This is a genomic window from Marinobacter salexigens, from assembly GCF_002806945.1.
Lineage (GTDB): Bacteria > Pseudomonadota > Gammaproteobacteria > Pseudomonadales > Oleiphilaceae > Marinobacter > Marinobacter salexigens.
On sequence record NZ_NIHC01000005.1, the window covers coordinates 1 to 26,260 of the forward strand.

At 52.9% G+C, this 26,260-nt stretch carries 21 protein-coding genes and 1 tRNA gene; 13 read left to right on the top strand and 9 right to left on the bottom strand.

Annotated elements, in window-relative coordinates; all coding sequences use genetic code 11:
* Nucleotides 1-104, top strand: a 104-nt coding sequence (locus tag CDH47_RS17810) for a transposase domain-containing protein (protein WP_239985745.1), incomplete at its 5' end; no start/stop codon positions are given.
* Between the two features lie 146 nt (nucleotides 105-250).
* Here CDH47_RS17810 and CDH47_RS10270 read toward each other — a convergent pair.
* Both CDH47_RS10270 and CDH47_RS10275 read right to left on the bottom strand, forming a co-directional pair.
* Nucleotides 251-2,821, bottom strand: coding sequence for a penicillin acylase family protein (locus CDH47_RS10270; RefSeq protein ID WP_239985717.1), 2,571 nt, complete (start codon nucleotides 2,819-2,821; stop codon nucleotides 251-253).
* Nucleotides 2,822-3,026: 205 nt separating this feature from the next.
* Nucleotides 3,027-4,130 carry a CaiB/BaiF CoA transferase family protein gene (locus tag CDH47_RS10275; protein WP_100640176.1) on the bottom strand — a complete coding sequence of 368 codons (1,104 nt, stop codon included), beginning with the start codon at nucleotides 4,128-4,130 and terminating at the stop codon, nucleotides 3,027-3,029.
* Nucleotides 4,131-4,306: 176 nt separating this feature from the next.
* On the opposite strand from CDH47_RS10275, the gene CDH47_RS10280 reads away from it, so the two are divergent.
* The gene (locus CDH47_RS10280; RefSeq protein WP_100639804.1) at nucleotides 4,307-5,332 is read left to right on the top strand and encodes an AraC family transcriptional regulator; all 1,026 of its coding nucleotides are present in this window, start codon (nucleotides 4,307-4,309) and stop codon (nucleotides 5,330-5,332) included.
* Between the two features lie 3 nt (nucleotides 5,333-5,335).
* On the opposite strand, the gene CDH47_RS10285 is transcribed toward CDH47_RS10280, so the two are convergent.
* Nucleotides 5,336-6,214 carry a hypothetical protein gene (locus CDH47_RS10285; protein WP_239985718.1) on the bottom strand — a complete coding sequence of 293 codons (879 nt, stop codon included), beginning with the start codon at nucleotides 6,212-6,214 and terminating at the stop codon, nucleotides 5,336-5,338.
* A 5-nt stretch (nucleotides 6,215-6,219) separates the two neighbouring features.
* The gene (locus tag CDH47_RS10290) at nucleotides 6,220-7,596 is read right to left on the bottom strand and encodes a DNA recombination protein RmuC (protein ID WP_420843682.1); all 1,377 of its coding nucleotides are present in this window, start codon (nucleotides 7,594-7,596) and stop codon (nucleotides 6,220-6,222) included.
* Nucleotides 7,597-7,922: 326 nt separating this feature from the next.
* Here CDH47_RS10290 and CDH47_RS10295 point away from each other — a divergent pair, with 326 nt between their 5' ends.
* The 4 genes from CDH47_RS10295 (at nucleotide 7,923) to CDH47_RS10310 (ending at nucleotide 11,728) form a co-directional block, all read left to right on the top strand.
* Complete coding sequence (locus CDH47_RS10295; RefSeq protein WP_100639805.1) at nucleotides 7,923-8,297, top strand: hypothetical protein; 375 nt, start codon at nucleotides 7,923-7,925, stop codon at nucleotides 8,295-8,297.
* Between the two features lie 164 nt (nucleotides 8,298-8,461).
* The gene (locus CDH47_RS10300) at nucleotides 8,462-9,259 is read left to right on the top strand and encodes an ATP-dependent zinc protease family protein (RefSeq protein WP_239985720.1); all 798 of its coding nucleotides are present in this window, start codon (nucleotides 8,462-8,464) and stop codon (nucleotides 9,257-9,259) included.
* Between the two features lie 2 nt (nucleotides 9,260-9,261).
* Nucleotides 9,262-10,779, top strand: coding sequence for an inactive transglutaminase family protein (locus tag CDH47_RS10305; RefSeq protein ID WP_100639807.1), 1,518 nt, complete (start codon nucleotides 9,262-9,264; stop codon nucleotides 10,777-10,779).
* 1 nt (nucleotide 10,780) lies between these two features.
* Nucleotides 10,781-11,728, top strand: a complete 948-nt coding sequence (locus tag CDH47_RS10310; RefSeq protein WP_100639808.1) for an alpha-L-glutamate ligase-like protein — start codon at nucleotides 10,781-10,783, stop codon at nucleotides 11,726-11,728.
* 61 nt (nucleotides 11,729-11,789) lie between these two features.
* Here CDH47_RS10310 and CDH47_RS10315 read toward each other — a convergent pair whose 3' ends face one another.
* Nucleotides 11,790-13,382: a BCCT family transporter gene (locus tag CDH47_RS10315; RefSeq protein WP_100639809.1), complete on the bottom strand. Its 1,593-nt coding sequence runs from the start codon at nucleotides 13,380-13,382 to the stop codon at nucleotides 11,790-11,792.
* A 263-nt stretch (nucleotides 13,383-13,645) separates the two neighbouring features.
* Between CDH47_RS10315 and CDH47_RS10320 the strand changes: the two genes are divergently transcribed.
* The gene (locus CDH47_RS10320; RefSeq protein WP_100639810.1) at nucleotides 13,646-15,289 is read left to right on the top strand and encodes an FMN-binding glutamate synthase family protein; all 1,644 of its coding nucleotides are present in this window, start codon (nucleotides 13,646-13,648) and stop codon (nucleotides 15,287-15,289) included.
* 149 nt (nucleotides 15,290-15,438) lie between these two features.
* Nucleotides 15,439-15,515 (top strand) — tRNA-Pro (locus CDH47_RS10325).
* 181 nt (nucleotides 15,516-15,696) lie between these two features.
* Here the strand turns inward: CDH47_RS10325 and CDH47_RS10330 are convergent.
* Nucleotides 15,697-16,290: a YceI family protein gene (locus CDH47_RS10330; RefSeq protein WP_161494486.1), complete on the bottom strand. Its 594-nt coding sequence runs from the start codon at nucleotides 16,288-16,290 to the stop codon at nucleotides 15,697-15,699.
* Between the two features lie 415 nt (nucleotides 16,291-16,705).
* On the opposite strand from CDH47_RS10330, the gene cysP reads away from it, so the two are divergent.
* The 4 genes from cysP to CDH47_RS10350 are packed head-to-tail and all read left to right on the top strand — an operon-like array spanning nucleotide 16,706 to nucleotide 20,614.
* The gene (cysP, locus tag CDH47_RS10335) at nucleotides 16,706-17,719 is read left to right on the top strand and encodes a thiosulfate ABC transporter substrate-binding protein CysP (protein ID WP_100639812.1); all 1,014 of its coding nucleotides are present in this window, start codon (nucleotides 16,706-16,708) and stop codon (nucleotides 17,717-17,719) included.
* Nucleotides 17,720-17,773: 54 nt separating this feature from the next.
* Complete coding sequence (gene cysT / locus CDH47_RS10340; protein WP_420843683.1) at nucleotides 17,774-18,604, top strand: sulfate/thiosulfate ABC transporter permease CysT; 831 nt, start codon at nucleotides 17,774-17,776, stop codon at nucleotides 18,602-18,604.
* A gap of 4 nt (nucleotides 18,605-18,608) precedes the next feature.
* Complete coding sequence (gene cysW / locus CDH47_RS10345; RefSeq protein WP_100639814.1) at nucleotides 18,609-19,478, top strand: sulfate ABC transporter permease subunit CysW; 870 nt, start codon at nucleotides 18,609-18,611, stop codon at nucleotides 19,476-19,478.
* The gene (locus CDH47_RS10350) at nucleotides 19,478-20,614 is read left to right on the top strand and encodes a sulfate/molybdate ABC transporter ATP-binding protein (protein WP_100639815.1); all 1,137 of its coding nucleotides are present in this window, start codon (nucleotides 19,478-19,480) and stop codon (nucleotides 20,612-20,614) included. The genes cysW and CDH47_RS10350 overlap by 1 nt, the downstream gene beginning before the upstream one ends.
* A gap of 36 nt (nucleotides 20,615-20,650) precedes the next feature.
* On the opposite strand, the gene CDH47_RS10355 is transcribed toward CDH47_RS10350, so the two are convergent.
* The 3 genes from CDH47_RS10355 to CDH47_RS10365 all read right to left on the bottom strand — a co-directional run bounded on the left by CDH47_RS10355 (nucleotide 20,651) and on the right by CDH47_RS10365 (nucleotide 24,967).
* A complete protein-coding gene (locus CDH47_RS10355; protein ID WP_100639816.1) occupies nucleotides 20,651-22,654 on the bottom strand; it encodes a CocE/NonD family hydrolase in 2,004 nt (667 codons plus the stop codon).
* Nucleotides 22,654-24,174: a BCCT family transporter gene (locus CDH47_RS10360; protein ID WP_100639817.1), complete on the bottom strand. Its 1,521-nt coding sequence runs from the start codon at nucleotides 24,172-24,174 to the stop codon at nucleotides 22,654-22,656. The genes CDH47_RS10355 and CDH47_RS10360 overlap by 1 nt, the downstream gene beginning before the upstream one ends.
* A gap of 199 nt (nucleotides 24,175-24,373) precedes the next feature.
* Nucleotides 24,374-24,967 carry a YceI family protein gene (locus CDH47_RS10365; RefSeq protein ID WP_161494487.1) on the bottom strand — a complete coding sequence of 198 codons (594 nt, stop codon included), beginning with the start codon at nucleotides 24,965-24,967 and terminating at the stop codon, nucleotides 24,374-24,376.
* A gap of 166 nt (nucleotides 24,968-25,133) precedes the next feature.
* Here CDH47_RS10365 and CDH47_RS10370 point away from each other — a divergent pair, with 166 nt between their 5' ends.
* Nucleotides 25,134-26,240 (top strand): alpha/beta hydrolase, encoded by a 1,107-nt coding sequence (locus CDH47_RS10370; RefSeq protein ID WP_193601643.1) that lies wholly within the window; start codon nucleotides 25,134-25,136, stop codon nucleotides 26,238-26,240.
* Nucleotides 26,241-26,260 lie beyond the last annotated feature (20 nt).

Sequence of the window (26,260 nt, forward strand, 5' to 3'; positions counted from 1 at the left end):
CCTATCTGAAAGATATTCTGACGAAACTGCCAACGCAGAAAAACAACGCCATTGATGAACTGCTACCGCACAACTGGAAGCCTATGAGCATTAGCAAGGTGTGATGGGCGGACGCTTACGCTACTGTTTGGGGAATGAGACGTCCTGGGAAAATGCAAGATAGCGTTGGTAGGACCCGCACCGGTAAAGTGCGATGAAGCAACCACAAGGGGGCAGCCTTAGTCCCCTTGTGGCTATGCACGTCAACAAATTATTGGCTGATGGTGACCTCCCCATTTGCCAGAAGGTTCGCTTGAATGTCCGCCTCACTAAACCAGAGCTGGCGATAATTTTTATCGGAGTAGCGCTGACTCTGGTCGGTGAAATGGGGCGAGCCTGAGTCTGATGACTGAGAGTAGCTGGTTAGCCCGAAAGCTACAGGGCCTTCGTCAGTAAATTCCAGGCCAAAGTGCCAACTGGTTCCACGGGCCATCTGCCATCCAATATCAGCTTGTTCAGATAGGCCTGCGGTATTTGGCAGGGTCTTTGGTGCAACTCTCGGGAATACAGTGTCTTCAGCAACCGGACTGGTTACAACACCAATGGCATTGAAAGCACCATCGATCGAACCATCTCCGCCATGCCACGCGTAAGAACCGCCAAGCTCAACTGGTATCCCGCCTGGGGGCACGCCGCCCGATGGCTGGTAGTATTGAACATCACCAAGAGCAGCGTTGTAGGCAATATTCACAGAATCCAGTGCTTCCAACCCATCTGCCAATGCAACTAGCATTACATCATTTTCGGTACCCTTGGCGGTCTGCGAGGGTGTAGACGGCGTAGCAACAGGGTTGGCTGCATCGAACGGTACCGTCAAGTCGTCCGCAAAATCATTGCGGTAATTCGCGATGAAAACGCGAAATACGTGGGCTCCAACACTGTCAGTATTATATACACCGTCCCAGTTTTTCAGTACGCCACAAGCCTCATCTACATCGCGAGCTCCACCTCCTGACAGATTGACAGGATCAGTGCCTATAGCAGCACACCGGGCTCTGAGTTCGCTCAGAAACATGTCGGAGTACCAAGTACGATTGTTGTAGATGACCTTGATCAGGTCAATTGCACCAAACTTGGCGTCTTGGCCTGCTGGAGCGCGGTCAGCAAACCCCTTCTCCATCGGATTCTGGAGCATGGTAATACCAATGCGTGTACGCGGGTTTAGCGGCGTTTTCTCTGAACCGAACAGGGGCGAGAATCCCGTCAGAAACTCGCTCGGGTTAGTTGCCCAATAACTGTCATTGGAGTTTTGAACCCAGTCTTTACGTGTCAACTGCGGGCGCTGGTCAAATGGCACTATGCCGTTGCACTGGCCTTCAATCCAGTCATCACGTGATGTACTCCCGTCTAAAAGCGTGAGTCCCCCTTCAAACAGTTCGTTGTAGCCCGCGTTTACCGATCGTTTGAAATCAACAACGGCGAGCGATGCAGCTGATAGATTCGGTACCGAGCTACTGTCAATGTAGTAGGCATTGCCCTGATCATCAGCGTAGGTCGAGTTCGTCCAAAGTGTGCTACCACAATTTTGAAAAACTGCCTTAAACTCCCCCAGATCAGATGCGCGGCTCATTTTCAGCCAAGTATCGAGTAGTTTTTTGGTGCTGGCGTTGGCATCACGATAGCTATAAGCCTTGCCGTTAGCCCCCCAAGCGCTCAACCCACCGTCGGTGACAACATCTGCCGCCAACATCGGGCCATACTCTGAGAAATAGAAAGTTTTCTCAAGCACCGTTGGCGTAGGCATGCCGTTGTTCACTTCAATCTGATAAGTTTCTGATGTAATAGGTTTCTCTTTACCGTCTTTTATATAGGTAAAGTTGTCACCATCTTTTAGAGTCAATTCGTAAAGTGTAAAGCGGCGACTGGTGGTTACCGTATGGGACCACGCCAGATTCTCGTTAAAGTTGATCAGGGGGATCGCTGTTCCCAGCAATCCGGCACCGTTGACGTTCAAATACCCGGGAACGGTCAACTGAGCCTGATACAGTCTGCGATGGCCGGTGTAGGGGAAGTGTGGGTTAGCGAGCAATGCACCTCTACCCTGCTCCGACATATCGCCACCAATACCCCAGGCATTACTGCCCAAACCGATATCCTGGTAGTCAGTCTGAGCACCTGCATTTACTCGGGCACTGGCAACAACCCGCTTCATCTCTTTGCTCAGCGTGTCATCCGCGCTGTCCGTTACGCTCATCACCTGCGTAGGCTGCGGGGAGTCGCCATCTGGTACAGCAAGAAAGACAGCACCGGTGGCAAATAATGCGCCGCTGGCATACTGACCTACGATTCGATAGTGTGCGAACAAATCAACCGGGGTAATTTCCTTTACCCAAGGTTGGTCCCTGCACTCCAGCGGCAGCTCTGCTGATGCCGTCTCGCTCACATACTTGTTATAGCCTGCGGTAAACCCTTCAATCATCGCTCCGGTTTCAGGGCTTAGTTGCGAGTACTCCTCTTCAGCGCCGCTCAATATTTTCTGAGCTTTATAGCTAAAATCGTTGATGATATTTATCTTTCCAGGCCCAGGCCCAAAATACTTGGCCCGCTCACTCCGGGCTTTAACAATGGCCTCAGCCAATAAGCAAACATTATCCTGCGCCTGGGCGTATCCATGCCCAAATGCAGCAGATTTCAGGTTGTCTGCCTTGATGTGTGGCACACCTCCGGTCGTTCTGCGGATCGTGGCCTCCAGCTTCCCATCTGCCGGAAAGAGGTTGGTATTCAATTCAGGCTCAGAAGGCCCAGATGATGAACTGCTGCCATCGAAGCAGCCGGTCATCATTGTGCCTCCCAAAAGCACAAGCGCTGCGCCGCGCGATAGTTTCGCGGCTCGATTTCTTATGGTTTTCATAGTGGCCCTTTATAATTGTTAATACGGGATTCGCCATGAATGGCGACACTACTAAACCTAGCAGATGCTTGTGGAAACTGAACCCTTATTCATTTACTTGCCTCACAAATCATACTTTCTAATTAGGTTTCCCTGCCTATTTCTTCAAAGGCTGGCCAATCCGCGTCGTCGCCGCAGGCGTCTTCTCAAACTTAATCGGAAACCCAATCTGCCTCTGCAACGTCCCATCCCCACGATCAACGCCAATCACCATATCCCTGGCTTTTAACTGAGGATGTTCAGCCGCCTCAGCAATCGTCAAGACCGGTTCCACACAGGCATCCACATCAGCAAAGATAGCCTGCCACTGCTCCAACGTTTTCTGCTGTATCTTTTCACTCAGCGCAGCTTTGAATGCTTTCTGGTGCTCAGGGTTCTGGCTCAGGGCAAAGCTCTTCATATCCGCCAGCTCAAGAATATCGCACAACCTTGTGGAGAACTGTGGCTCCAGGCTTCCTACAGATAGCCAACGGCCATCCTGGGTTTTGTAGTAGTCATAGAAAGAACCACCATTGAGCATGGCGCCCTCGGGCTTCTGCTCCTGGCCACCAGCCAGGTTAGCGGCACCGGCCATACCGTTGAGCGCGAAGGCGGCGTCGGTCATGCTGATATCAACAAACTGCCCTTCTCCGGTTTGCTGGCGATGGATCACCGCTGCGAGTATGCCCATTACTGCGTGGTGGGAGCCGCCAGCTACGTCCGCAATCTGGATGCCCATGGGTGGGGGGCCGCTGTCTTCACGGCCGCAATGGCTGCTAACGCCGGCTATGGAGAGGTAGTTTATGTCGTGCCCTGCCCGGTCTTTGTATGGGCCTGTCTGGCCATAGCCTGTGATTGCACAATAGATGAGTTTGGGGTTGATGGCTTTCAGGGTTTCATAACCAATGCCCAACCGGTCCATAACACCGGGGCGAAACTGTTCGATCACTATGTCGTAATCCTTCACCAGTTCCAGAATCTTTTCCCTGCTGCCTTCTTTTTTCAGGTTGAGCGCCAGTGACGTCTTACCCCGATTGAGAAATGCATGGGCAGTGCTTACGCCAGCATCGTGGGGCGGCATCACACGGGTAAGGTCTACCCTGTCTGGCGCTTCTACTCGCAGCACTTCCGCGCCCATATCTGCCAAAAGCATGGTGGCGTATGGTCCGGGCAGTAGTGTGCTGAAGTCCAAAATTTTCATTGAAGTCAGCGGGCCAGCCATAGAGTTCTCCTTAATAAGTGATAGTTTGTTCTTGGTCACCCCATGCTGCATGTTTTTGGCAACAGGGCCAACCACCTGTTGCGCCATAACGATTAGCCAATTCTTACAGTGGCTTGGGTTGCATTGTGACTAGGGGGTTTTATGATGGGTCTGGTTTCAAAGGGATTGCGAAAGAAATGTCTGATCTAACCGTTTCACGGCACTTTGTGCAGGCTGCCCTGTCTGGCGCTGAACGCTTGGGGCTGGATACCGGAAAAATGCTACGGGATGCGGGCATTTCCCCGGACCTTTTGCGCATTGAAATGGCCCGGGTTAATAGCGATCAGTTCAGCTCGCTGTTGCAGATTGCATGGAGCCGCATGGACGATGAGTTCCTGGGTATGGGCCCACGGCGAGCTCGGGCCGGCACCTTTGCCACTATGTGTGCTCTGGTTATCGACTGCCCGACGCTGGAAGCGGTTTATCAGCGCGCCTACCGGTTTTCCCGGCTGTTTGATCCCATGGTCACAATGGAACTGAAAGCCGGCGGGCAGAAAGCGCAACTGGTGTCCCGTATTGAAGGCGAGATTCACGACCCGGATTATTTTTTGCGCGAGAGCATTCTGGTTATCTGGCACCGTTTGGGGAGCTGGCTGGTAGGCCAACCAGTAGAGTTGGAGAAAGCCGAGTTTAATTACCCCAGGCCTGCTCATGGCGATGAGTATCGCCATATTTTCCATTGTCCTCTGGAGTTTGACTCTGACTGCACTGCGCTTACCTTCGATAAACGCTTTCTTTCGGCACCTGTTATCAGGGACAAACCGGAAATTTTACAGTTCCTGAAAACCTCGCCAGCCGACCTGCTCTCCCGCCCGGATGAAAGCAACACTTACACCGGGCGAATCAGAGGGCTCATCGGCCGCGACTTTTCAAAACCCCTACCCGACTTTGAGTGGATTGCGGGCGAGATGCACACAAGCCCACAAACCCTGCGCCGCAGGCTAAAGCAGGAGAACACGTCGTTTCAGGAGATCAAGGATTTACTGCGCAGGGATATGGCGATTTACTATTTAAGCCGGCAAGAACTGTCCATTAACGATATTGCAGAGAAGGTAGGCTTCACAGAGCCCTCAACCTTCCACCGGGCTTTCAAGAAATGGACAGGCGTTACCCCGGGCGCCTATCGCGAAGGCGAGCGGGGCAACCTCAAAACCGAGCACTAAGAGCTAAGAGCCTGAAGGCGCCTGCAAGTTGCGAATCAGCCTGCCCAGAGTCTCTGCCACTTCTTCTGCCTGGCTCCGACTGTGCGAAAGCTGGAATAAGCGCGAGCCGTCGCGCGGGTCGTACACCCAGCAAGTTGCCAAGGCAGGCTCACACCGCCATTCCACCTGCGGGTTCACCCCAAACACCGGGATTTGACCAGTTGTGCGTGTAGCGCCACCAGAGCTGTTACGTTTGATCTCCTGATACGCAATGGCATTTCCGCTGATGTTCAGGCGGTATTCAATATCCGCCGGCCGGTCCAGGCGCACAACCGCCTGATCCTTTCGCCATCCTGTAACACCCAAGAGGCTGTTGAGGTGCAACACCAGCGCTTCGCGGTCTGTGTCTGCCAGATACAACTTGCGCAAAGATTCAGCCCGCTTATTTCCAGCCGGTTCAATCACCGCAACTCTGGCCTCGCCATCAGCCTGAGGCACCTGGGTTTGTACTTTTCGCGCACGCTCAATGTCTGTGATGAGTTTCAAGGCATTCTGGTAATGGCTTCCCTCCACTCCCGCCTTGGTTACATAAGCCTCTAGCGCCGACTGAGCCTCATTAAAGTGAGAAGACTGGAGCATCACCCTGCCACGGTAGTAGTAGTAATCAGCCGGCTTTTCCACATCCAGTAGTTGCAAACGATTAAGATACTCACTGGCTTCGCCCCAGCTTTCAGCATTAACCGCCTCCTCAGTGGCCAGCATCAGCCGCCGGGTTTCATGCTCCGGTGCCAATGCGGCTGCCTGGCCCGCCATGAGCGCCGAAACTATAATCGCCACGCTGGCCAGCTTGCGGCCTTTTAACGCCCAACCCGGTAATCGGCTGTTCCCCAAACCTACTGCCATGGTACTTACTCCTGATCGTTATCTGCACCAATTGCCTGTTTTTCCGAATCCGGCTCTTTGCGGGGCTCTTCCTGCTCAGAATCCACCTCCGCCTGATCCATAATGGCTTTTGGCAGCTCTTTTTTCACTCGAACACCAAGCTCAACAAATCGGTTCGCTTGAGATACAAGATTGCCGCGGCCCCGGGTAAGTGTGTTCATGGCCGAGTCGTAGGTCACCTGCGCGGTATGGAGTTGACCACCGAGTCGCTCCATGGCTTCCACGAATACCCTGAGTTTGTCATAAACCGCGCCCGCACGCTCCGCAATTAAACGCGCATTTTGACTCTGTCGCTCATAGCGCCAGATGTTTTCAACTGTGCGCAGGGTTGCCAACAGTGTTGTTGGTGTTACTACAATAATCTTTCGTTCAAACGCTTCCGAGAAGAGGTTCTCGTCCTGCTGAAAAGCCGCCACAAAGGCCGGCTCTATGGGCATAAACAGGAAAACAAAATCTGGTGAGTGCAAGCCGCCCAGTTGGCTATAATCTTTTTCACTGAGGGTGACAATGTGACTGCGCACGGCTGCCACGTGTTCTTTAAGGGCCCCTTCTCTGGCGCGCTCGTCTTCTTCCGTAACCCACTTCTGGTAAGCCACAAGCGACACTTTAGAATCAATCACCAGGTTGCGGCTATCTGGCAAGTGCACAACCACGTCCGGCCGGAGCAACTGGTTTTCGGCATCCCGATAACTGCCTTGGGTATCGTATTCAATGCCTTTACGCAGCCCGGATTTCTCCAGAACCCGCTCCAGAATCAATTCGCCCCAGTTGCCCTGGATTTTCTTGTCGCCTTTAAGGGCCCGAGTAAGATTGGCAGCTTCTTCAGTAATCTGACGATTAAGATCCTGCAGTGACTTTATCTCGCTGCGAAGCGCCTGTCTGTCCCGGGTTTCTGTGGTATAAACATCCTCTACCCGCTTTCGGAAGTCCTGTAACTGATCACGAAAGGGATTGAGAAGAGTATCGATGTTTGTTCGGGTTTGCTGAGTAAAACGTTCGCTTTTCTGCTCAAAGATCCGGTTAGCAAGATTTTCGAACTCTTGCTTCAGCGTATCCCGGTTGCGCTCCAGCAATGCAAGCTTCTCCGCTGCCGATCGCCGCTCTTCCTTCAGTACCACCTGCTGTTCTCGCAATAGCGCACGGGCCTCATTCAACTCACTCCCAAGTGCGTCAATCTTCGCCTCCTGACTTTGGCGCTCTTCCAGTAGTTCTTCGATTCGCCGGCTGTGAGCTGCAACATCAGATTGCAGGCCTGCAACCCGGCGCTCCGCCCTGACCCTTGCCCTAAGCCCCGAAATACCAACCAAAACTGCAACCAGCAGGCCTACCAATGCAGCCATCATCTCTGGCCGGGACACCACAAAGTCGCTGACGGCATCGGGCACAGGCAAAACTCCTCTGATACGTTCAGTATTTGTCCGGATTAACGTGAGCTTACTCACGTATTACATTCTATAGGAACGCAACAGCCTTTTCGCCGGCGGTTTTTGCTATGAGGCACATGCACGGGCTGTATCACGATTGCTTGGCAATTTGGTAATGCGCCCAGATCCAGCTCTGGACGCGCACCGTAATATCCATTAAAAGAGTCTGTATCGCCCAAAAATAATGGATTACGCTTTTTTAACGGCTTTTGAAGCCGGTACCGAACCAAACTGGACTAATGACCATGCTGAAAGAACTCTGGCGAAAGCTGGGCGCTGATTTTCGACAGACAGCCAATCCCTTCAGTGGATGCGGAGAAAGCGATCCTGACTATTATGGTTCAGACGATTTCAGGCTTCTCCCTCACATCACCCACACAGGCGAGTTCCATCTTGAGAGGCTTACTGCCCTTCTCAAAAGCCGGTACGGAAAAAGTCCCGACGTAGATGCCGCAGGCACTGACGACGCAATACGCGACCTTATCGTTTTTGCCGCCAGGGTTCAGGACCAGGACGTACAAAAAGAGCTGCTTCTTTTTTACCTCAACTGCTCACCGGTTATTCAGGAATATTTACGTTCCGACGAGATTCTCGGCACCAACCACTTCCTGTTCCGCTAAGCAGTTACGTCCGTAGATGGCATCTCTCCCTTAACCAACTGTAAAGCAAATACACACGTCGGTTGTTGTATACTCCTGCCCCGGATGTTCTCCATTATTATTTTTCAAACCGTCACGCTTACTTCCATTCCAAGTGTGGCCGGCAACCGGCTCAGAGGTTATTCATGCGTTCTAAACAATTGCGAGCTGGTCTATCGACGTTGTCCGTTGCGGTTTTAGCAGGCGCTGTTCTGCTTACGGGTTGCTCGGCAGACAAGTATTTCATGGTTCCCAAATCCGACTTGGGCGAACTCAGCAACTCGGTACAAACCCAGCGTGCGACACTTGTCACCATGGAAAACAACGCGACGGTTCGCCAAAACACGTTGCTGGAGCATAACGACGCCGCAACGCAAAAAGTGCTGGAAGCCATTGCAACACAAGTTGCCAAACCTTCTTGTCCGCCCATTCCGGCCCAGAAAGCATGCCCGGACAGTGACAGAACAAAGGGCCGGGCTGATCGACTCAAAGGCAAAGTGATTGTTGGTGAAGTTGAAAACTTTTATCTGGCTGGCCCCGGCCTGATTTACAAGGCACGTATTGATAGCGGTGCTGAAACGTCCTCCATCGACGCACGCAACATTACCCGCTTCGAGCGCGACGGCAGCAACTGGGTTCGCTTTGATGTGCCTGTTCCTGGCTCAGAAGAATTTGTTACCCTCGAGAAAGAGATTTCCCGGCGTGTAAAGGTGATACAGGCAAGCGCAGAAGGCGCTGAACGGCGGGTAGTTGTGGAACTTCAGTTCTCAATTGGCGACCACCAACAAGTAGCAGAGTTTACGCTTTCAGACAGGAGCAACCTCACATACCAGGCGCTTATCGGCCGCAACGTACTGCGGGATGTCATGCTGATTGATGTCGGCAAGGAGTATGCGACAGAGCTGCCTGAATCAATTCGCACAGATAACGACAACGGGAATTAACCGTGAGCAGCCCCTCCCGCCTACCGTTTTATATCGCTGTTTTTCTGCTGATTACTGCAGGTATTTCACTCGCCGTTTGGCGGCACGTTGAACTGGGCATTCCCTGGCTTACCGGGGAGCAACACCCGGTGTGGATGGTTGAAGCCCGGGTAGATTTTAATGGCTCTAATCAACCCGTAGTTGCAAGCCTTAACGTTCCCGAGCAACCGCCCGGATTCAGAATTCTCACAGAGCAGGCTGCATCGCCAGGTTATGGCTTTTCGATCATCGATAAGTCTGGTAGCCGGCGCGCTGAGTGGACAAAACGAGAAGTAGCGGGCCCGCAAACTCTGTACTTCAAGGCACAATTTATACCCGACCCCGGGGCAGAGCCCATCCCTCCAGCCCAGCCGCCAAAAACCAGGCGTCTCTTCTGGGAGGAGCCCCAAGCCACCGCTGTGCGGGAAATTCTGGCGCAGGCGGAAGCTCGCTCAAGCACTCCAGAAAGCATGACACGGGAACTGATTCGGCTAATGCAGCCAGACACCCGCGTTCAGAACACAACGCTTCTCGTATCTGAGGACAATTACCTCCAGTTGCTGGTTAATATGCTTAACCACTCCGGCATTCCTGCGCGCACGGCCGATGGCCTGAAGCTTGAGGACGCCCGCCGGAGGCAGCAACTAACGCCCTTCCTGCAAATATATAATGGGGAACGATGGCTCACCCTGAATCCGAAAACTGCTGCTCAGGGCGTTCCCGATGACCTGCTGCTTTGGCGGCAAGGCTCTGAATCTTTGCTCGATGTTGTGGGCGGAGATAACTCCGAGATCAGTTTCTCCATACTCCGCCAAACCATACCAGCGCTCCAGCTAGCCGCCATGCAATCTGATGGCAACGGCTTGGGTTTTCTGAGCTTCTATGAGCTTCCGATTGAAGAGCAGAGCATGTTCCGCATGCTTTTGCTACTGCCTCTCGGGGCGCTTGTGGTGGCCTTCATGCGCATCGTGATTGGCATCCGAACCTCGGGTACGTTCATGCCGGTACTGATTGCCGTGGCATTTGTTCAAACCACACTGGTACCGGGCCTCGTTGCCTTCCTTTCGGTGGTGTCTATTGGTTTGGCAATGCGCGGATACCTCTCGAGCTTGAACTTACTGCTCGTGTCACGGATATCTGCCCTGATTATTCTGGTTATTTTCATTACCGCAGGCCTGAGCATCTTTGGTTACCAGATGGGTTTCAATACAGGTATGACCGTAACCTTCTTTCCTATGGTGATCATCGCCTGGACGATTGAGCGAATGTCGATTCTTTGGGAAGAGGAAGGCGGCCAAGAGGTACTGGTGCAAGGTTCTGGCAGTCTGTTCGTTGCAATTTGTGCTTACTTATTAATGAGCGCGCCCCTTGCAGGCCACCTCACATTCAACTTCCCCGAACTGCACCTGACAATTCTGGGGCTGATTCTATTGATGGGTCAATACACCGGCTACAAGCTCAGCGAGCTCAAACGCTTTACCGCAATGAAGGTCTACGACTGATATGGACTGGATCTCTCCGCGCGCACTGAACCGCCTGGGCATGTTGAACATGAATCGGCGTAACGTGGATTATATCGCTCGTTACAACGAGCGTTCGTCCTACCCGCTGGTAGACAATAAACTCAAAACCAAGCTGGCTGTTGCGGAATACGGCGTAAAAACACCAAAGCTGCTGCAAGTTGTAAAACACCAGCATGAAATCTCTCGCTTCAGGGAGATGGCTGAAGGGCTGGCAGGCTTTGCCATCAAGCCCGCAAAGGGATCTGGCGGCAAAGGTATTACAGTGATCACCGGCCGGGATGGCGACGGCTATGTGAAAGCTTCGGGCGCTCGCGTTGGCGCTTCGGTGCTGGAACGACACCTGACTAACATTCTGGCCGGCCTTTATTCTCTGGCAGGCACACCAGACGTCGCCATTGTTGAAGACTTGGTGGAGTCCGATCAGTCACTGGCCCGCTATTCACATCAGGGCGTTCCTGACATCCGCATCGTCGTGTTCCAGGGTTACCCGGTTATGGCTATGCTGCGCCTTGCCACCACGGCATCTGATGGCAAGGCAAACTTGCACCAGGGCGCAGTGGGCGTGGGTTTGGATCTGGGCACAGGCAAAAGCCTGAACGCCGTGCAGTTCAACCGCCCCATTACACTCCACCCTGATACTGGCCTGCCTCTGGAAAACATCAATATTGATGCCTGGGACGAGATGCTGGAGATGGCGTCGCGTTGCTACGAAGCAACTGGTTTAGGTTATATGGGTGTTGACCTAGTAGTGGATGCCCACGATGGCCCACTGCTGCTTGAGCTGAATGCCCGACCTGGCCTGGCAATCCAAATGGCTAATGGCCGCGGCTTGCTGCCAAGACTGCGAGCAGTTGAAAGCCTCAAGCGCCCCCACTTCACACCCAGAGAGCGCGCGAATTACGCTATGGAAACCTTCGCCAGCCTTTAATCCCTGAATACCAGGCATAAAAAAACCGGAGACAAGCTCCGGTTTTTTTATGCCTTGCTGTTTATGTCATCTCGCCTCTTGCGATCAGCAACTTGCGCTCATGGGTCAAGCCTTTCAGCAAGCCCCAGGTCATGATCAGCAGAATCGCCGTGAACGGTAACCCGGCACTCACAGCAGAAGCCTGGATAGCGCTCAACGCATCTGCGCCACCGCCGAAGATCAGCGCAGCGGCAATAGCGCCCTCCATAATCACCCAGAACACACGCTGTGCAGTGGGTGCATCCGTTTTACCACCTGCAGTCACGCTATCGATCACCAACGAACCGGAATCCGATGAGGTTATGAAAAACACCAGCACCAGCACAATCCCGACAAACGACAGAATTTCTGTCAGCGGAAGGTTTGCAAACATCTGGAACATAGCCAGAGACACTTCAGTGATGCCCTCTTCTGCCAATGCACCAATGCCCTGATCAATTTGTTCAAGCGCTGCACCACCAAAGGAACTCATCCATACTGCGGTAATAATGGTGGGGATAATCAGCACAGCTGTCACAAACTCTCGAACCGTCCGTCCCTTGGAAACCCGCGCGATAAACATGCCTACAAATGGCGACCAGGAAATCCACCATGCCCAATAGAACACAGTCCAACCACGCATCCAGGCCTCGTCGTCACGTCCGAACGGGTTACTGAACGCCAGCGCGTTGCTTACATAGCTGGAACTCGTTGCCCAGAGATTTTCCAGAATACTCATGGTGGGGCCGGCAAAAATAACGAAAAACAGAAGAATCCCCGCCAGCGACATGTTGATATTGCTCAGTACTTTGACTCCGCCATCAAGACCCCGCAGAACCGAAATCAGTGCAACAGCCGTTACACCAACAATGATCGCCATTTGAACGTTGATGCCGGAACCCATGCCAAACAGGTAATTAAGGCCAGAGGCGGCCTGTTGTGCACCAAACCCGAGGGATGTCGCCAAGCCAAAAATTGTGGCCACAACCGCCAGAGTATCGATGATATGGCCCGGCCAGCCCCAAACTTTGTCTTTCAAAAGCGGGAAAAACGCCGAACGAATGGTTAGCGGCATATTCTTGTTGTACGCAAAGAACGCCAGAGAAAGCGCAACAATAGAGTACACAGCCCAAGGGTGAAGGCCCCAATGATACATAGTTCCGCCCATGGCAAGCTTGCGCGCTTCAGGCGTGTTGGCCTCAACCCCGAACGGCGTACCGAACCAATCGGTGTAATAAGCAACAGGCTCTGCCACAGCCCAGAACATCAGGCCAATACCCATGCCTGCGGCAAACAGCATTGAAAACCAGGAAAGGGTAGAAAAATCAGGCTTGGCATCCATTCCGCCCAAGCGAATCTTACCCACAGGCATAAAAATCAATGCAATACACACCACAACAAATACGTTGGCACTCAGCAGAAAGAACCAGTCGAAGTTTTCGATGATGCTGTCTTTTGTCCCAACCAGCAGTTCGTTAGCCGCTGTGGGGAACATGAGGGTCCCAACGACAAAAATCACCACCAGTATTGAAGTAATCGGAAATACAGGTGCGTGCAGATCCAGCCCGAATGGTCTTACGTTATCCTGGCCGGCTACGTAATCTGTTTGATACTCGTCTTTAATTACGTCGCCCACGTGATGGCGCCTCCTGATTCTGAATTTAGTATCGGAAATTCGTCATAATCCGGGTTCAAATGTTACCGACGCGCCATGTTAATGTTTTGAGCTCAAAACATCAAAAGCACAGCATGTACACTTTTAGCATAGACCAAAGGCAGAGCAGTAAAAGCCAAAAACGCCAGCGGTCGACTATCCGCCAGCCGCCGTATCGATATACTGCTATCTGAGAGAAACGATCCGAGCCATTCACAACCCTTAAGGAATCAAGCGAGAAACCCATGCAGAAAACATCCACATTTCCGATGCGCTACTCAGCCTATGTGATAAGCATTGCTGGCTTTCTTGTTTCTCTGGTTCTGAGCCTGCACTTCAAGGCAGGCTACATCTTCCCTGTCATCTTTGGTGCTCTGAGCACTCTTGGCACTTACGACCTGCTGCAGAAGAAGCGCACGATCAGCCGCAACTACCCGATCATGGTTCACTTTCGCTACTTATTCGAATCCATAGGCCCGGAAATTCGCCAATATTTTATCCAGTCAGATAACGACGAACAGCCATTCTCAAGAGACCAACGCACCATTATTTACCAGCGTGCAAAAGATGTGCTCGACAAGCGCCCATTCGGCTCACAGCTTAAAATGTACGAAGATGGTTTCGAGTGGATCAATCACTCATTGAGGCCATCCAAAATCGCGGATAGCAATTTCCGCGTGCAAATTGGCTCACGCTGCGCCAAACCCTACAACGCAAGTATTTTTAACATTTCAGCCATGAGTTTTGGTGCTCTCTCTGCAAACGCAATTCTCAGCCTGAACACTGGCGCAAAAATGGGTGGCTTTTACCACGATACGGGTGAAGGCTCCATTTCCACCTATCACAAACAACCCGGTGGCGATCTGGTCTGGGAAATTGGCTCCGGCTACTTTGGCTGTCGCAACAAAGACGGAACATTCAACCCTGAGATGTTCAGGAAAAACGCCACGCTCGATCAGGTAAAAATGATAGAGGTCAAACTATCTCAGGGTGCGAAACCGGGCCATGGCGGCATTCTACCCGGGGCCAAAGTCACACCGGAAATTGCCGAAGCCCGAGGCGTGTCGGTCGGTGAGGATTGCGTTTCCCCTCCCCAACATTCGGCTTTTTCCACACCGATTGAACTGCTTGAATTTATGGACCGATTGCGTGAGCTTTCAGGAGGCAAGCCAGTGGGTTTCAAACTGGCTATCGGCCACCCATGGGAGTGGTTCGCAATTGTAAAAGCCATGCTTGAGACTGGCCGAAAGCCGGACTTTATCGTAGTAGATGGGGGAGAAGGTGGCACAGGCGCTGCTCCCCTGGAGTTCATCAACCGTATCGGCACTCCCATGACTGAGGCACTGCTTCTTGTGCACAACACGCTGGTGGGCACCAACCTGAGAGAAGACATATCCATCGGTGCTGCCGGAAAAATCACCTCAGCCTTCAATATTGCCCGCACGCTCGCCCTGGGCGCAGACTGGTGCAACGCTGCGCGTGGCTACATGTTCTCACTGGGCTGCATTCAAGCCTTGAATTGCCATACTGGCCGATGCCCAAGCGGTGTAGCTACCCAAGACCCGAGGCGGGGAAAGAAGCTGGACGTAGAGGATAAAAGCCAAAGAGTATACAACTTCCATAAAAACACTATGGAGGCCCTGCAAAATCTTCTGGAAGCCGCCGGCTTACGCGATACCTCGGAACTCGGTCCTGAGCACATTGTGCGCCGCGTATCGAAAACAGTGGTGCACTCATACATAGATCTGTTTCCCTTTCTGGAACCCGGCGCCTTGCTTGAAGGGAAAACCGGCATGGCAGTCTTCGATAAATACTGGGCCGATTCGCAACCCGATAGCTTTGACCCACCGGAATTCGTCCAAAAACTCAGGGAAACCAAGCTACGTTAGAAATTTTAGAGCGAAATTCACTGTGCCTGTTTATTTTCATCTTGGGCTAGTGTAGACTTCGCTCCCGCTAAGCCACTGAGATTCCTCTTTTAAGTCTCAATGGCACTCGCCAGCAAAGCTCAGCTTTGAAACGGCGAACGTTAGCGAATCGGGGCGTAGCGCAGCTTGGTAGCGCACTTGCATGGGGTGCAAGGGGTCGTAGGTTCAAATCCTACCGTCCCGACCAAATTCCCCAATCAAGCCAGACACTTACAGGTGATCTGGCTTTTTTGTTTTTTTGGCAGCGCAAAACCAACTCAATAAAAACTCGAAACCTTCTACGCTGCCACTACCTCAACCCGCCGAATTTCACTCTGTGCTGACACGTAACTTGCAACGTCGTACGAACTTATGCCTACCCCAGCACTTTAGTCCGAAACCCGAAACACCAGGTTTGCCGTCACCGGGACTGCTGTTGCGATAGACGACAACCCGGCAATTTCGCGCAGGGCTTCAATAGCTCCAACAAAGCCAAAGGCTTTCGCTTCAACCAGCAACGGCTGTTCAGTGCTGACGGCAACGCCGCTGTTGGCTAGTTTTACAATCTTCATGCGGGTGTCGTAATCCTGCACCTGACCGTGCAGCGACAGCGTCAGGCGAACGTCTTTGCTTTCAGCAGTACCTTCCGGCATTTGCTCGAATGCTGCAGCATCAATCTGGGCAGTCACTGTGGCTACTGGCATTGTGTCCGTCTCAAATAGCATCTCGCGCATGCGCTCGTCGCGGATCGGAATGTCAGTGTCAACGCTATCCAGATGAACAACCACATTCACCTTTCCATCATCACCAACCTTCCCTTGCAGCTCTGCAAAGCTATGTATTTCGGCGGTTGTACCGTTTTTGATCGATACGAAGTGCAGTGACGAGCTCTCTGAGTCGAGCGTCCAGGCTGCATGCACGCCCAGAGACGTCAGACCAAGACCGGCCAACAGCAAGCTGGATATAATATATTTTTTAAGCATGAAGCCATCTCCAAATTGCATTGTTAATCTGAACATCAGCGAAAAACCTTACGAAGATTTACTTGATAAACAAACTTAACCACCGTGCTTAGTATATTAGTCCAGGTTTCTTGCACCTGCCTGGCGAACAAACAAGCCTGCACTAGCGAGAATATTACCGGTGAGCACTGGCGAATGTGGTAGATCAAGACGGGTGAGAATGGATGAGTAAGCGCATAAAACAACTTCACTCCCTACCCTCCCGACCATATTTTAACGACAAAGGGCGCATCCGAAGATATACCCTTTGTCGATATTGAATCGCTGCACCCCCTTATTCCATAAAGATATGAATAAATGATTTAATATTCTTTCAAGCTTTAAGCTGCCTTTGTTAGATTACTTCCCATCAAATCATCTGGTTTAGGGGATTGTCATGCCAAGTAAACTCAAAGGCCTGGTCACCGGTCTTGCGCTAAGCGCTTCACTCTTTGCACAACCGGCGGTGTCCGCCGACCGTGAACTGCTTAACACCTCCTATGACATTGCCCGGGAACTGTTTGCTGCTTACAACGTGCACTTCAACCAGTACTGGGAAGAGAAAACCGGCGAAACGCTTGAAGTCAGCCAATCTCACGCGGGCTCCTCAAAGCAGGCACAGGCCATCATCCAGGGCTTGAAAGCTGATGTAGCAACCTTCAACCAGGTTACCGACATCGATATCCTGCACGCCCGTGGCGGCCTGATTCCAGAGAACTGGGCTGAGCGTTTGCCTAACAACAGTTCGCCCTACTACTCCACCATGGCCTTTTTGGTGCGCAAGGGTAACCCGAAGAACATTCAAAACTGGGACGATCTGATTAAAGAAGATGTGGCCCTGGTGATGCCCAACCCGAAAACCTCAGGCAACGGCCGCTACACCTATCTGGCAGCACTGGGTTATGCTCAAGACCGCTTTGGCGACGACCAGAAGAAAATTGACAGCTTCCTGCAGGATTTCCTTTCTCACGTGAAGGTATTCGACAGCGGTGGACGCGGTGCAACCACCACGTTTATCGAGCGTGAGATTGGTGATGTTCTGCTGACGTTTGAATCAGAGGTTTTGAACCTGGCCGACCGTTACGACAATGGTGAATATGAAGTTGTCACACCCAAGGTAAGCTTTTTGGCAGAGTTCCCGGTTACCTGGATCGACGAATACGTGAAGCAGAACAAAACCGAGGATCTTGCTAAAGCTTACTTGGAGCACCTGTACAGCGAAGACGCCCAGCGCCTGCTGGCTGGATTCAACTACCGGGTTCACGATGAGACGGTGAAGCAGGAAACGTCAGACCGCTTTCCAGAAGTAAAGCTGCTGCCCATCGACGCCATTGCTGGCAGCTGGGAAAACGCCACTAAAGAGCACTTTGCCAGCGGCGGCAAGCTCGACCAACTGCAGCGCCGGCGGTAATTCATGTCCACGGCTAACCAAGCCAGCGCTGTGATCTCTCAGCGCTGGCCACGGATCGGAAACCGCAGCAAGCGGGTACTACCGGGGTTCGGTTTGAGCCTCGGTATTTCGCTTCTGTTTATCAGCCTGATTTTGATGCTTCCACTGACCGGGCTGGTGATGGAAGTTTCTGCCATGAGCTTCGATCAGTTCTGGTTTGTGATCACCGACCCACGTGTAGTCGCCTCTTACAAAGTTACTGCTTTGGCAGCGCTAGCTGCCTCATTGTTTAACGGCCTCTTCGGATTGCTTCTGGCCTGGGTTCTGGTGCGTTATGAATTCCCTGGAAAGCGCCTGATTGATGCAGTAGTTGATTTGCCATTTGCGTTACCAACAGCTGTCGCCGGCATCGTTCTCGCCACACTGTTTGCAGAAAACGGCTGGTACGGTCAATGGCTGAGCAAGCTGGGCATTGAGGTTGCCTTTACGCCTGTAGGCATTGTTGTAGCCATGGCATTTACCAGCCTGCCTTTTGTAGTACGAACGGTTCAGCCGGTACTGGAAGAGCTCGCCCCTGAAGACGAAGAGGCGGCTGTTAGCCTTGGCGCCAGCGATGGCTTGGTATTTCGACGGGTAATCTTTCCTGCCCTTTGGCCGGCTCTGCTGACTGGTGTGGCCTTGTCGTTTACCCGCAGCCTGGGTGAGTTCGGTGCCGTTATCTTTATTGCAGGCAACATGCCTTACGTAAGCGAAGTCACTAGCCTGATGATTTTTGTCCGCTTGCAGGAATACGACTATGCAGCGGCCAGCGCCATAGCGTCTGTGGTGTTGATGGTGTCGCTGGTGATGCTTTTTGCAATCACCCTTTGGCAAGCCCGTTACCTTAAACGCGTAGAGGGGCGCTAGTTTCATGAATGCCTCCCAATCTTCCCGGCACCGCCGTGTTGGCGACACCCCGGTAATAAAATGGCTGTTGATCGGCATTGCTGTAGCTGTGGCACTGGCTTTGTTAATAGTGCCTTTACTCGTGATTTTTGTTGAGGCATTGGGTGCTGGCTGGGGAACCCTGGCAGATAATCTAACGGATCAGTACACACTACATGCCATTGGCCTCACACTGTTTGTAGCTGCGCTTACCGTACCTCTTAACCTGGTTTTTGGTACTGCACTGGCTTGGCTTGTTACACGCTTTCGTTTTCCCGGCCGCAAGTTACTGATCACTCTGATTGATATTCCGTTTGCGGTATCTCCGGTTGTGGCCGGCTTGTTGTACCTTCTGCTTTACGGTCGCAATGGTTGGGTTGGCAGCTGGCTGGCTGATTACGACATGCAGCTGATGTTTTCCTGGCCTGGCATTGTGATGGTTACCGTATTTGTTACCTGCCCGTTTGTTGCCCGCGAACTGATCCCGCTCATGCAACAGCAAGGCAGCGAGGAAGAAGAAGCCGGTGTGGTGCTAGGCGCCTCTGGCTGGAGGATATTCCGCACAATCACTCTGCCCAACATCAAGTGGGCGCTGATTTACGGTGTGGTCCTCACCAACGCTCGGGCAGTGGGCGAGTTTGGTGCGGTATCGGTGGTGTCTGGCAATATCCGCGGGCAAACCAACACCCTCCCCCTGCACGTGGAGCTGTTGTATCAGGATTACAATATCGTTGGCGCGTTTGCCAGCGCTTCATTACTGGCCGGTATTGCCGTATTTACGCTGGCTGTTAAAGGTTTCGTGGAATGGCGACAGACACGCACTTTGAATCGTCTGCAAACAGAGGAGACAGCGTAATGACTATCACTGTTGATGGCATCAGCAAGCGTTTTGGCAAATTTCAGGCGCTCAACAACGTCTCTCTGGATATACCTGAGGGAAAACTGACAGCACTACTGGGGCCATCAGGTTCCGGAAAAACGACACTGCTACGCATTATTGCTGGTCTGGAATCTGCTGATAGCGGCCAAATTGCCTTCTCTGGCCAAGACGTAACCAAACTGCACGTGCGTGACCGCAACATCGGTTTTGTGTTTCAGCATTACGCCCTGTTTCGGCACATGACCGTTGCGCAAAACATCGCATTTGGCCTGGATTCGTTACCCCGCAAACAGCGCCCTCCCAAAGCGGAAATTCAGAAGCGCGTTAACGAGTTGTTGGAAATGATCCAGTTGCCACACTTGGCTAATCGCTTCCCCGCTCAACTCTCTGGCGGTCAAAAACAGCGCGTAGCCCTTGCCCGCTCCATTGCCACACGGCCTAAAATTCTGCTCTTGGATGAACCTTTCGGTGCTCTGGACGCCAAGGTGCGTAAAGACCTGCGGCGCTGGCTACGGAATTTGCACGATGAGTTCCATTTCACCAGTATTTTCGTGACTCACGACCAGGAAGAAGCTCTGGAGCTATCGGATCAGGTAGTAGTCATGAGCCAGGGTAATGTGGAGCAGGTAAACGAGCCGACTGAGCTTTACGCCCGCCCTGACAGCCGTTTTGTGTTCGATTTTCTCGGGCAGGTAAACGTGCTGTCGGGCGAGGTACAACACAGCCGTTTGAATCAGGGCAACGCCTGGGTCACCGTGCCCGGCATTGAACATCAGGGCAACGCACAGCTTTACCTGCGCCCTCATGAGGTACGCCTTGCTACAGCGCCTGTAGCCCATGCCAATCTGCCACTGCGTATTGAAGCGGTCAGCCTTATCGGTTCTGAAGTGCGGGTTGAGTTGCGCCCCGAGGGCTGGGCCAGCGAAGGCTCGGATAACATCTGGGAGGTTGGCATAAGCCACGCCGAGTTTAATCAGCAACGCCCGACTCGCGGCGACCTGCGTTATGCAGTACCAGAAATCGGGCATCTGTTTACAGACAAGGATACCCAGCCGGCAACAGTCAACTGGGCCGAAGCAGAATCCCTCCCCAGAGTTCGCTTGATCAACTGAGGATTAGCTCCTCTTATTCGAGCACTCTACCCGGAATCAACAGAAACGGCGAGGAATGGTCTTTTCCCAGGTGTTCCGGAATACCTCCTTGCCTTCTTCATAGGCCTGCATGCTGTTTACCAGATAGAAGTTGTCTGCATCGCAGGAAAGCCTGCTCTGTGTTTCCACATGAATACTGATATCAGCATCACTCAGATCCACTTCCCAGTTTGACTCGGTTACCGCGCTCAAAGGATCATTCTCCTGGATGCGCCAGATGTTGTGGTTTTTTGTGCCGTAGGTAATGCCATTGTGATCCAGCATGCGCAGGCCTTCGTCGGAAAAATCGTCCAGTACCCACTCATGAGTGGTCAGGGATTTGATGACCTGCCGAGTACGGCTGCCCTCCCGAAGGATGGTCTTTTCCAAGGGTTTGGCAGTTTCAGCCTGAGTAAACGGCAGTTCGGTCAGCACAGGTTCCGCACATTGGGGCACCAGAATCTGGCTACGATCAAGATCCACTTCCAGCCTGGCCAAAGAAACCGAGGGCCAGATCTGTGGCCAGTAAGTGGGGCTCAAGCTGATTTCCAGGCGGTGCCCGGCTGGCAGTTGATACCCTATGGCATCCAGCCGGAAGCTCACATCAAACCACTCATCCACGGGCAAGGCCTCGGGGCTTGCGTGGGAATGGCGGTGGGTAAGATTGAACTGGCCGGCGGTGATGTAGGTTTTCTCGCCAGTGGGCGACACATCGGTTAAGCGAGCGTGCACATTGCCCGTGGGCTGATCACTCTTCAGCCACAAATTAACGCGGGGGTTGCCCAGCAAATTGAGGGGTTCATCGGCTACCGGCAGAGTCCAGGTGGCGGCCAATGCATTATCAATTGTCTGGTCATCCGGCAGATCGCCCTCCTGACCGAAGGGGCAGAACACACCGGAGTACATACCATGGTGCTGGCGATTAATCAGCGTTTGCTGGCCTGATAAAGACTCCATTACATCCACGCTGGAAATATCTGTAGCCAACAGATCCACCCACTGCCCTTCCCGGTAGTCATAGCTGGTCTGGGGCGCCACGCTGTCCTGCAAGTACACAATAAAGCTGTCTTCGTGGGGCTCGCTGGTGGCGTCAGTGGCCAGCCAGCGATCGAACCAGCTTATACACTCCTGCAGATAGCCAATCTGGGGGCCTGGAATGGCAAGGTCGGGGAACTCATGGGCCCAGGGGCCGATGATGGCGCGCTTGGGCACGTCGAGATTGTCCATAAGCCGAAAGACTGCATCGGTATAGCCGTCTGCCCAGCCACTCATGGTGAGCACAGGAATACGGATGGCGCTGTAATCCTCACAAACCGAGCCTTGCTCCCAATAGACATCGCGCTGCTGGTGTTCAAGCCAGGTTTCTACAAAGGGTGGCGTTTTCTCCATGCGCTCCAGCCACATGTCTCGCCACTGGTCTCCAACAAACCGTGGGAATGGCGGGCGGGCGTTATAGGCAAACATGGTGGATGCCCACCACAGCATGTCTGAACCCATCAGGGTACCGCCGCGATAATGCACATCGTCGGCATAACGGTCGTCGGTGGAGCACAGGCTGATGATGGTTTTCAAGGCCGGGTGATTGCGGACCGCCATTTGCAAGCCATTGAAGCCACCCCAGGATTTGCCGATCATGGCAACATTGCCCGCAGACCATTCCTGCGCGGCAATCCAATCGAATACTTCCAGGCAATCCTCCTGCTCCTGAACAGGGTATTCGTCCTGGATAATCCCGCTCGAATCGCCCGTACCCCGAATATCTACCCGTATAGCCGCATAACCGCAGCCGGCAAAATATCCATGGCGGATCTCATCCCGCAGGGCAGTAAACTCATCTTTCCGATACGGAAGATACTCCAGAACCACGCCCCGGGCTTTCGCCAGGCCTTCGGGCAGCCAGAGCTTGGCAGAAAGCACGGTACCGTCGGAAAGCGGTATGGGTGTATGCTCCGTTACCTTAACGCTATAAGGCAGATCGGTCCGTTCACGGATTTTGCTGTAATCTACATCAAAAACGCCCATTACTGCTCCTCCTGCAGGCCGTGATCCTGGCGCAACCAGCGCAAAATAGACACGGTCAAAAGTATATAAATGATGAGTATCGGAATGGCCACCATAACCGTCGACGACTGCACAACCTTCAACCCGCCAATCAAAAGCAACGATATGGCCAACACCGCCATGAGTATGCCCCAGGTAACCGTGTGCCAAACCGCGGGCTCTTCACCATCCCCGGCGGAGGTGGATGCGGTAGAGGCTAATACAAATGATGCGGAGTCCAGCGAGGTGGCCAGAAAGATAAACCCGAGAACCACAAAGAACAGTACGGCAATTTTCGCTAGCGGAAGGGTATTGAGTACATTGATAATTGTTTGAGCATTGCCGTTATCCGCCATACTCTGCACAACATTGAACGCCCCGGACAGTTGCAGGTCCATGGCATACCCGCCCATCACTGCAAAATACAGCCAGCCACCCAGGGTACCCCAGGCCAGCATGTTCACGATCACAGACTTGATGGTGCGCCCTTTTGATATGCGCGCCACAAACAGGCCAAGGAATGGCGCTGTGCAAGCGAACCATACCCAGTAGAACACCGTCCAGTCCTGAGGGAAACCGCTCTGGTGAACCGGGTCTGTGTAGAAGCTCATACGTAAAAAGTTTTGAGCCATCTGCCCAAAACTGTCGGTGAAGTAAGACAGCAAAAAGCTTGTAGGACCTACAATCAGCACAAAAATCGCCAGGGTAAGTGCCAGGTACACGTTGATGTTGCTGAGTTTACTGATACCCTTTTCCAGCCCCAAGGTGGCACTGGTCAGATAAATAACCGACCAGATCAGGATAATGCCAATACTCAGCGGAGTGGATTGCTCAAAGCCAAAAAGATCGCCAATGCCGGCAGCGATCATCGGCACGCCAAGCCCCAGCGAGGTACCCAGCCCGCCAACCAGAGACCAGATAACCAAGATATCAATGATGCGACCAATCCAGCCATCTGCCTTACTGCCAAGCACGCCCTTGCAGGCCTGGGAGATTTTGAGCGATTTGTTACCTTTATTGTAAAGCGAGTAGGCAATCACGATGGTGGGCAGAGTGTAGATAGCCCAGGCCGAAACGCCCCAGTGGAACAGCCCGTAACTCAGTGCCCATTCGGCGGCTGCGGCAGTCTGGCCTTCAATCTGAAACGGCGGGCCCTGGTAGTAGTACATCGGCTCTATGATCGACCAGAACATGATACTGGTACCCATCCCGGCGCAAAACAGCATGGCACCATAACTGAAATTTCCGAATGCCGGGCCTGCGGCATCATCACCGAAGCGGATTTTTCCATAACGCCCAGCCGCAAACCACAGCAACAGAATAAAGATGCCAAACGTCAGAAATTCGAAGACCCAGTCCATCTGGTGGGTGATCATGCTTAACGCCTGCGTAATCACAGGCGCGACAGTGTCCTGAAAACCTACCAGGAGCGCCGTAATGACCAGTAGTACGGCAATAGCTGGCCAGAACACATAAGGATCGAGTTTTGATCGTTTCTGCATCTTCATAGTTCCTGAATATTATTTTTGGCACAGGCACTGGTGCGGGACGCTATTTGCTGCCCTTTTTAAGGCGGGGGAGTAGGAAACTGTCATGTTGAAAAGCGCCGCAGGGCCATGAGTGGATTTAGTTGGCGCTCAAAGAGTATAAGGGCAAGGCTTTAGCTGCAACTTCTCACGAACTTCTGCCTGCCCCAGCTTTTTAGTCTACAATCCGAAACACCAGATTAGCCGTGACCGGGACTGCGGCTGCGATAGACGACAACCCGGCAATTTCGCGCAGGGCTTCAATAGCCTCAGTGAAGCCAAAGGTTTTTGCTTCAACCAGCAATGGTTGTTCAGTGCTGACGGCAACGCCGCCGTTGGCCAGCTTTACGATCTTCATGCGGGTGTCGTATTCCTGCACCTGACCATGCAGCGACAGCGTCAGGCGAACGTCTTTGCTCTCAATAGAACCCTCCGGCATTTGCTCGAATACGGCGGCTTCAATCTGGGCCGTTACTGTTGCCGTTGGCATGGTTTCCGTCTCAAACAGCATCTCGCGCATGCGCTCGTCGCGGATAGGAATGTCGGTATCAACGCTATCGAGATGAATATCCACATTCACCTTTCCATCATCACCAACCTTCCCTTGCAGCTCCGCAAAACTATGCGTTTCGGCGGTTGTGCCGTTCTTGATTGATACGAAGTGTAGTGACGACTTATCCGAGTCAAGCGTCCAGCCTGCGTGCACGCTCAGAGACGTCAGGCCAAGACCGACCAACAGCAAACTGGGTATCACATATTTTTTTAGCATGAAGTCATCTCCAAATTGCATTGTTAACCTGAACATCTGCGAAAACCGTACCAAGATTTACTTGATAATCAAACTCAACCATGGTGTTTAGTACCTTAGTCCAGATTTCTTGTACCTGCATGGCAGCTCATCGGTGAGCCGCCCTGAAACCACGAAAGGATGGCACATGATTTTCGGAATCGCCTGGTTCATGATGATGTGGTTTGGCTTGCTGGTGGTCGCGCTGCTGGCAGCAGTGGTGTTTGTACGGCGTCAAAAACACGATACCGAGGACGAAACGACCAGCCACCCGCAACAAAGCGAGGCCCAACGACAAGTACTTGAAAAGGTTAAAGGAATGCATGCCGCAGCTGAAGGTCTCCGGGGCCGGGCTCGTGTAAAGGCACTGCGTCGCTACATGGATAGCATGAGCGACGGCCTGGAACTCGTCTCGGAAACCCACCCGCCTGAAAGCGGCGCACCGAAGGGGGAATGGGTGATTGCACCCGGATCAGATCCCAGCCGCCGGATTCTCTATATTCACGGCGGCTCCTGGTTCGCCGGCAGCCCCAAAAGCCATCGCGCCATCACTGACCGGTTGTCGAGGCTGGCCCACGCCTGCGTATTCGCCATTGATTACCGGCTAATGCCGGAAAACCGCTATTTGGACGGCATTGTCGACTGCCAGCAGGCGTACCGGTGGATACTGGACAACGGCCCGGACGGCAAGACACCGGCCAATTTTGTGGTGGTCGCCGGGGACTCCGCAGGCGGCAGTCACACCCTGGGGCTGATTACCTGGATACGAGACCAGGGGCTGCGAACACCGAATGCAGCTATTGCCCTGTCGCCCTCTACCGAGCTCATGCTCACATCACTGAGCAAACGAGCCAACCTGAAAACCGACGCCATGTTGGGACCAACTGTTGAGAAACTGGCGCGGATACCTCTGCCGCTACTTTGGTGGGGAACGGTTTTGGGCATGCGGGTATTGCCCACCAACCCAATGGTATCCCCCTTGCGAGGAGAGCTCCATAATCTTCCGCCAACACTGATTCACGCCAGTGAATCGGAACTATTACTGGAAAATGCCCAACGGTATGTCGCAAAAGCACAGGCGGCTGGCTCGCCGGTGGAACTGAAAACCTGGCCCGACATGGTTCATGTGTGGCACCTGTTCACGCCCTTGTTACCGGAGGCGGAAGAGGCCTTCGAACATATAGGAGAATTTCTGGTGCGGACGGAAGCACATTCAGTGAACCAGGATCAGGGCGCCCTTCACATTTCTTCATGAACCTGGCCATAGGCCAGCAT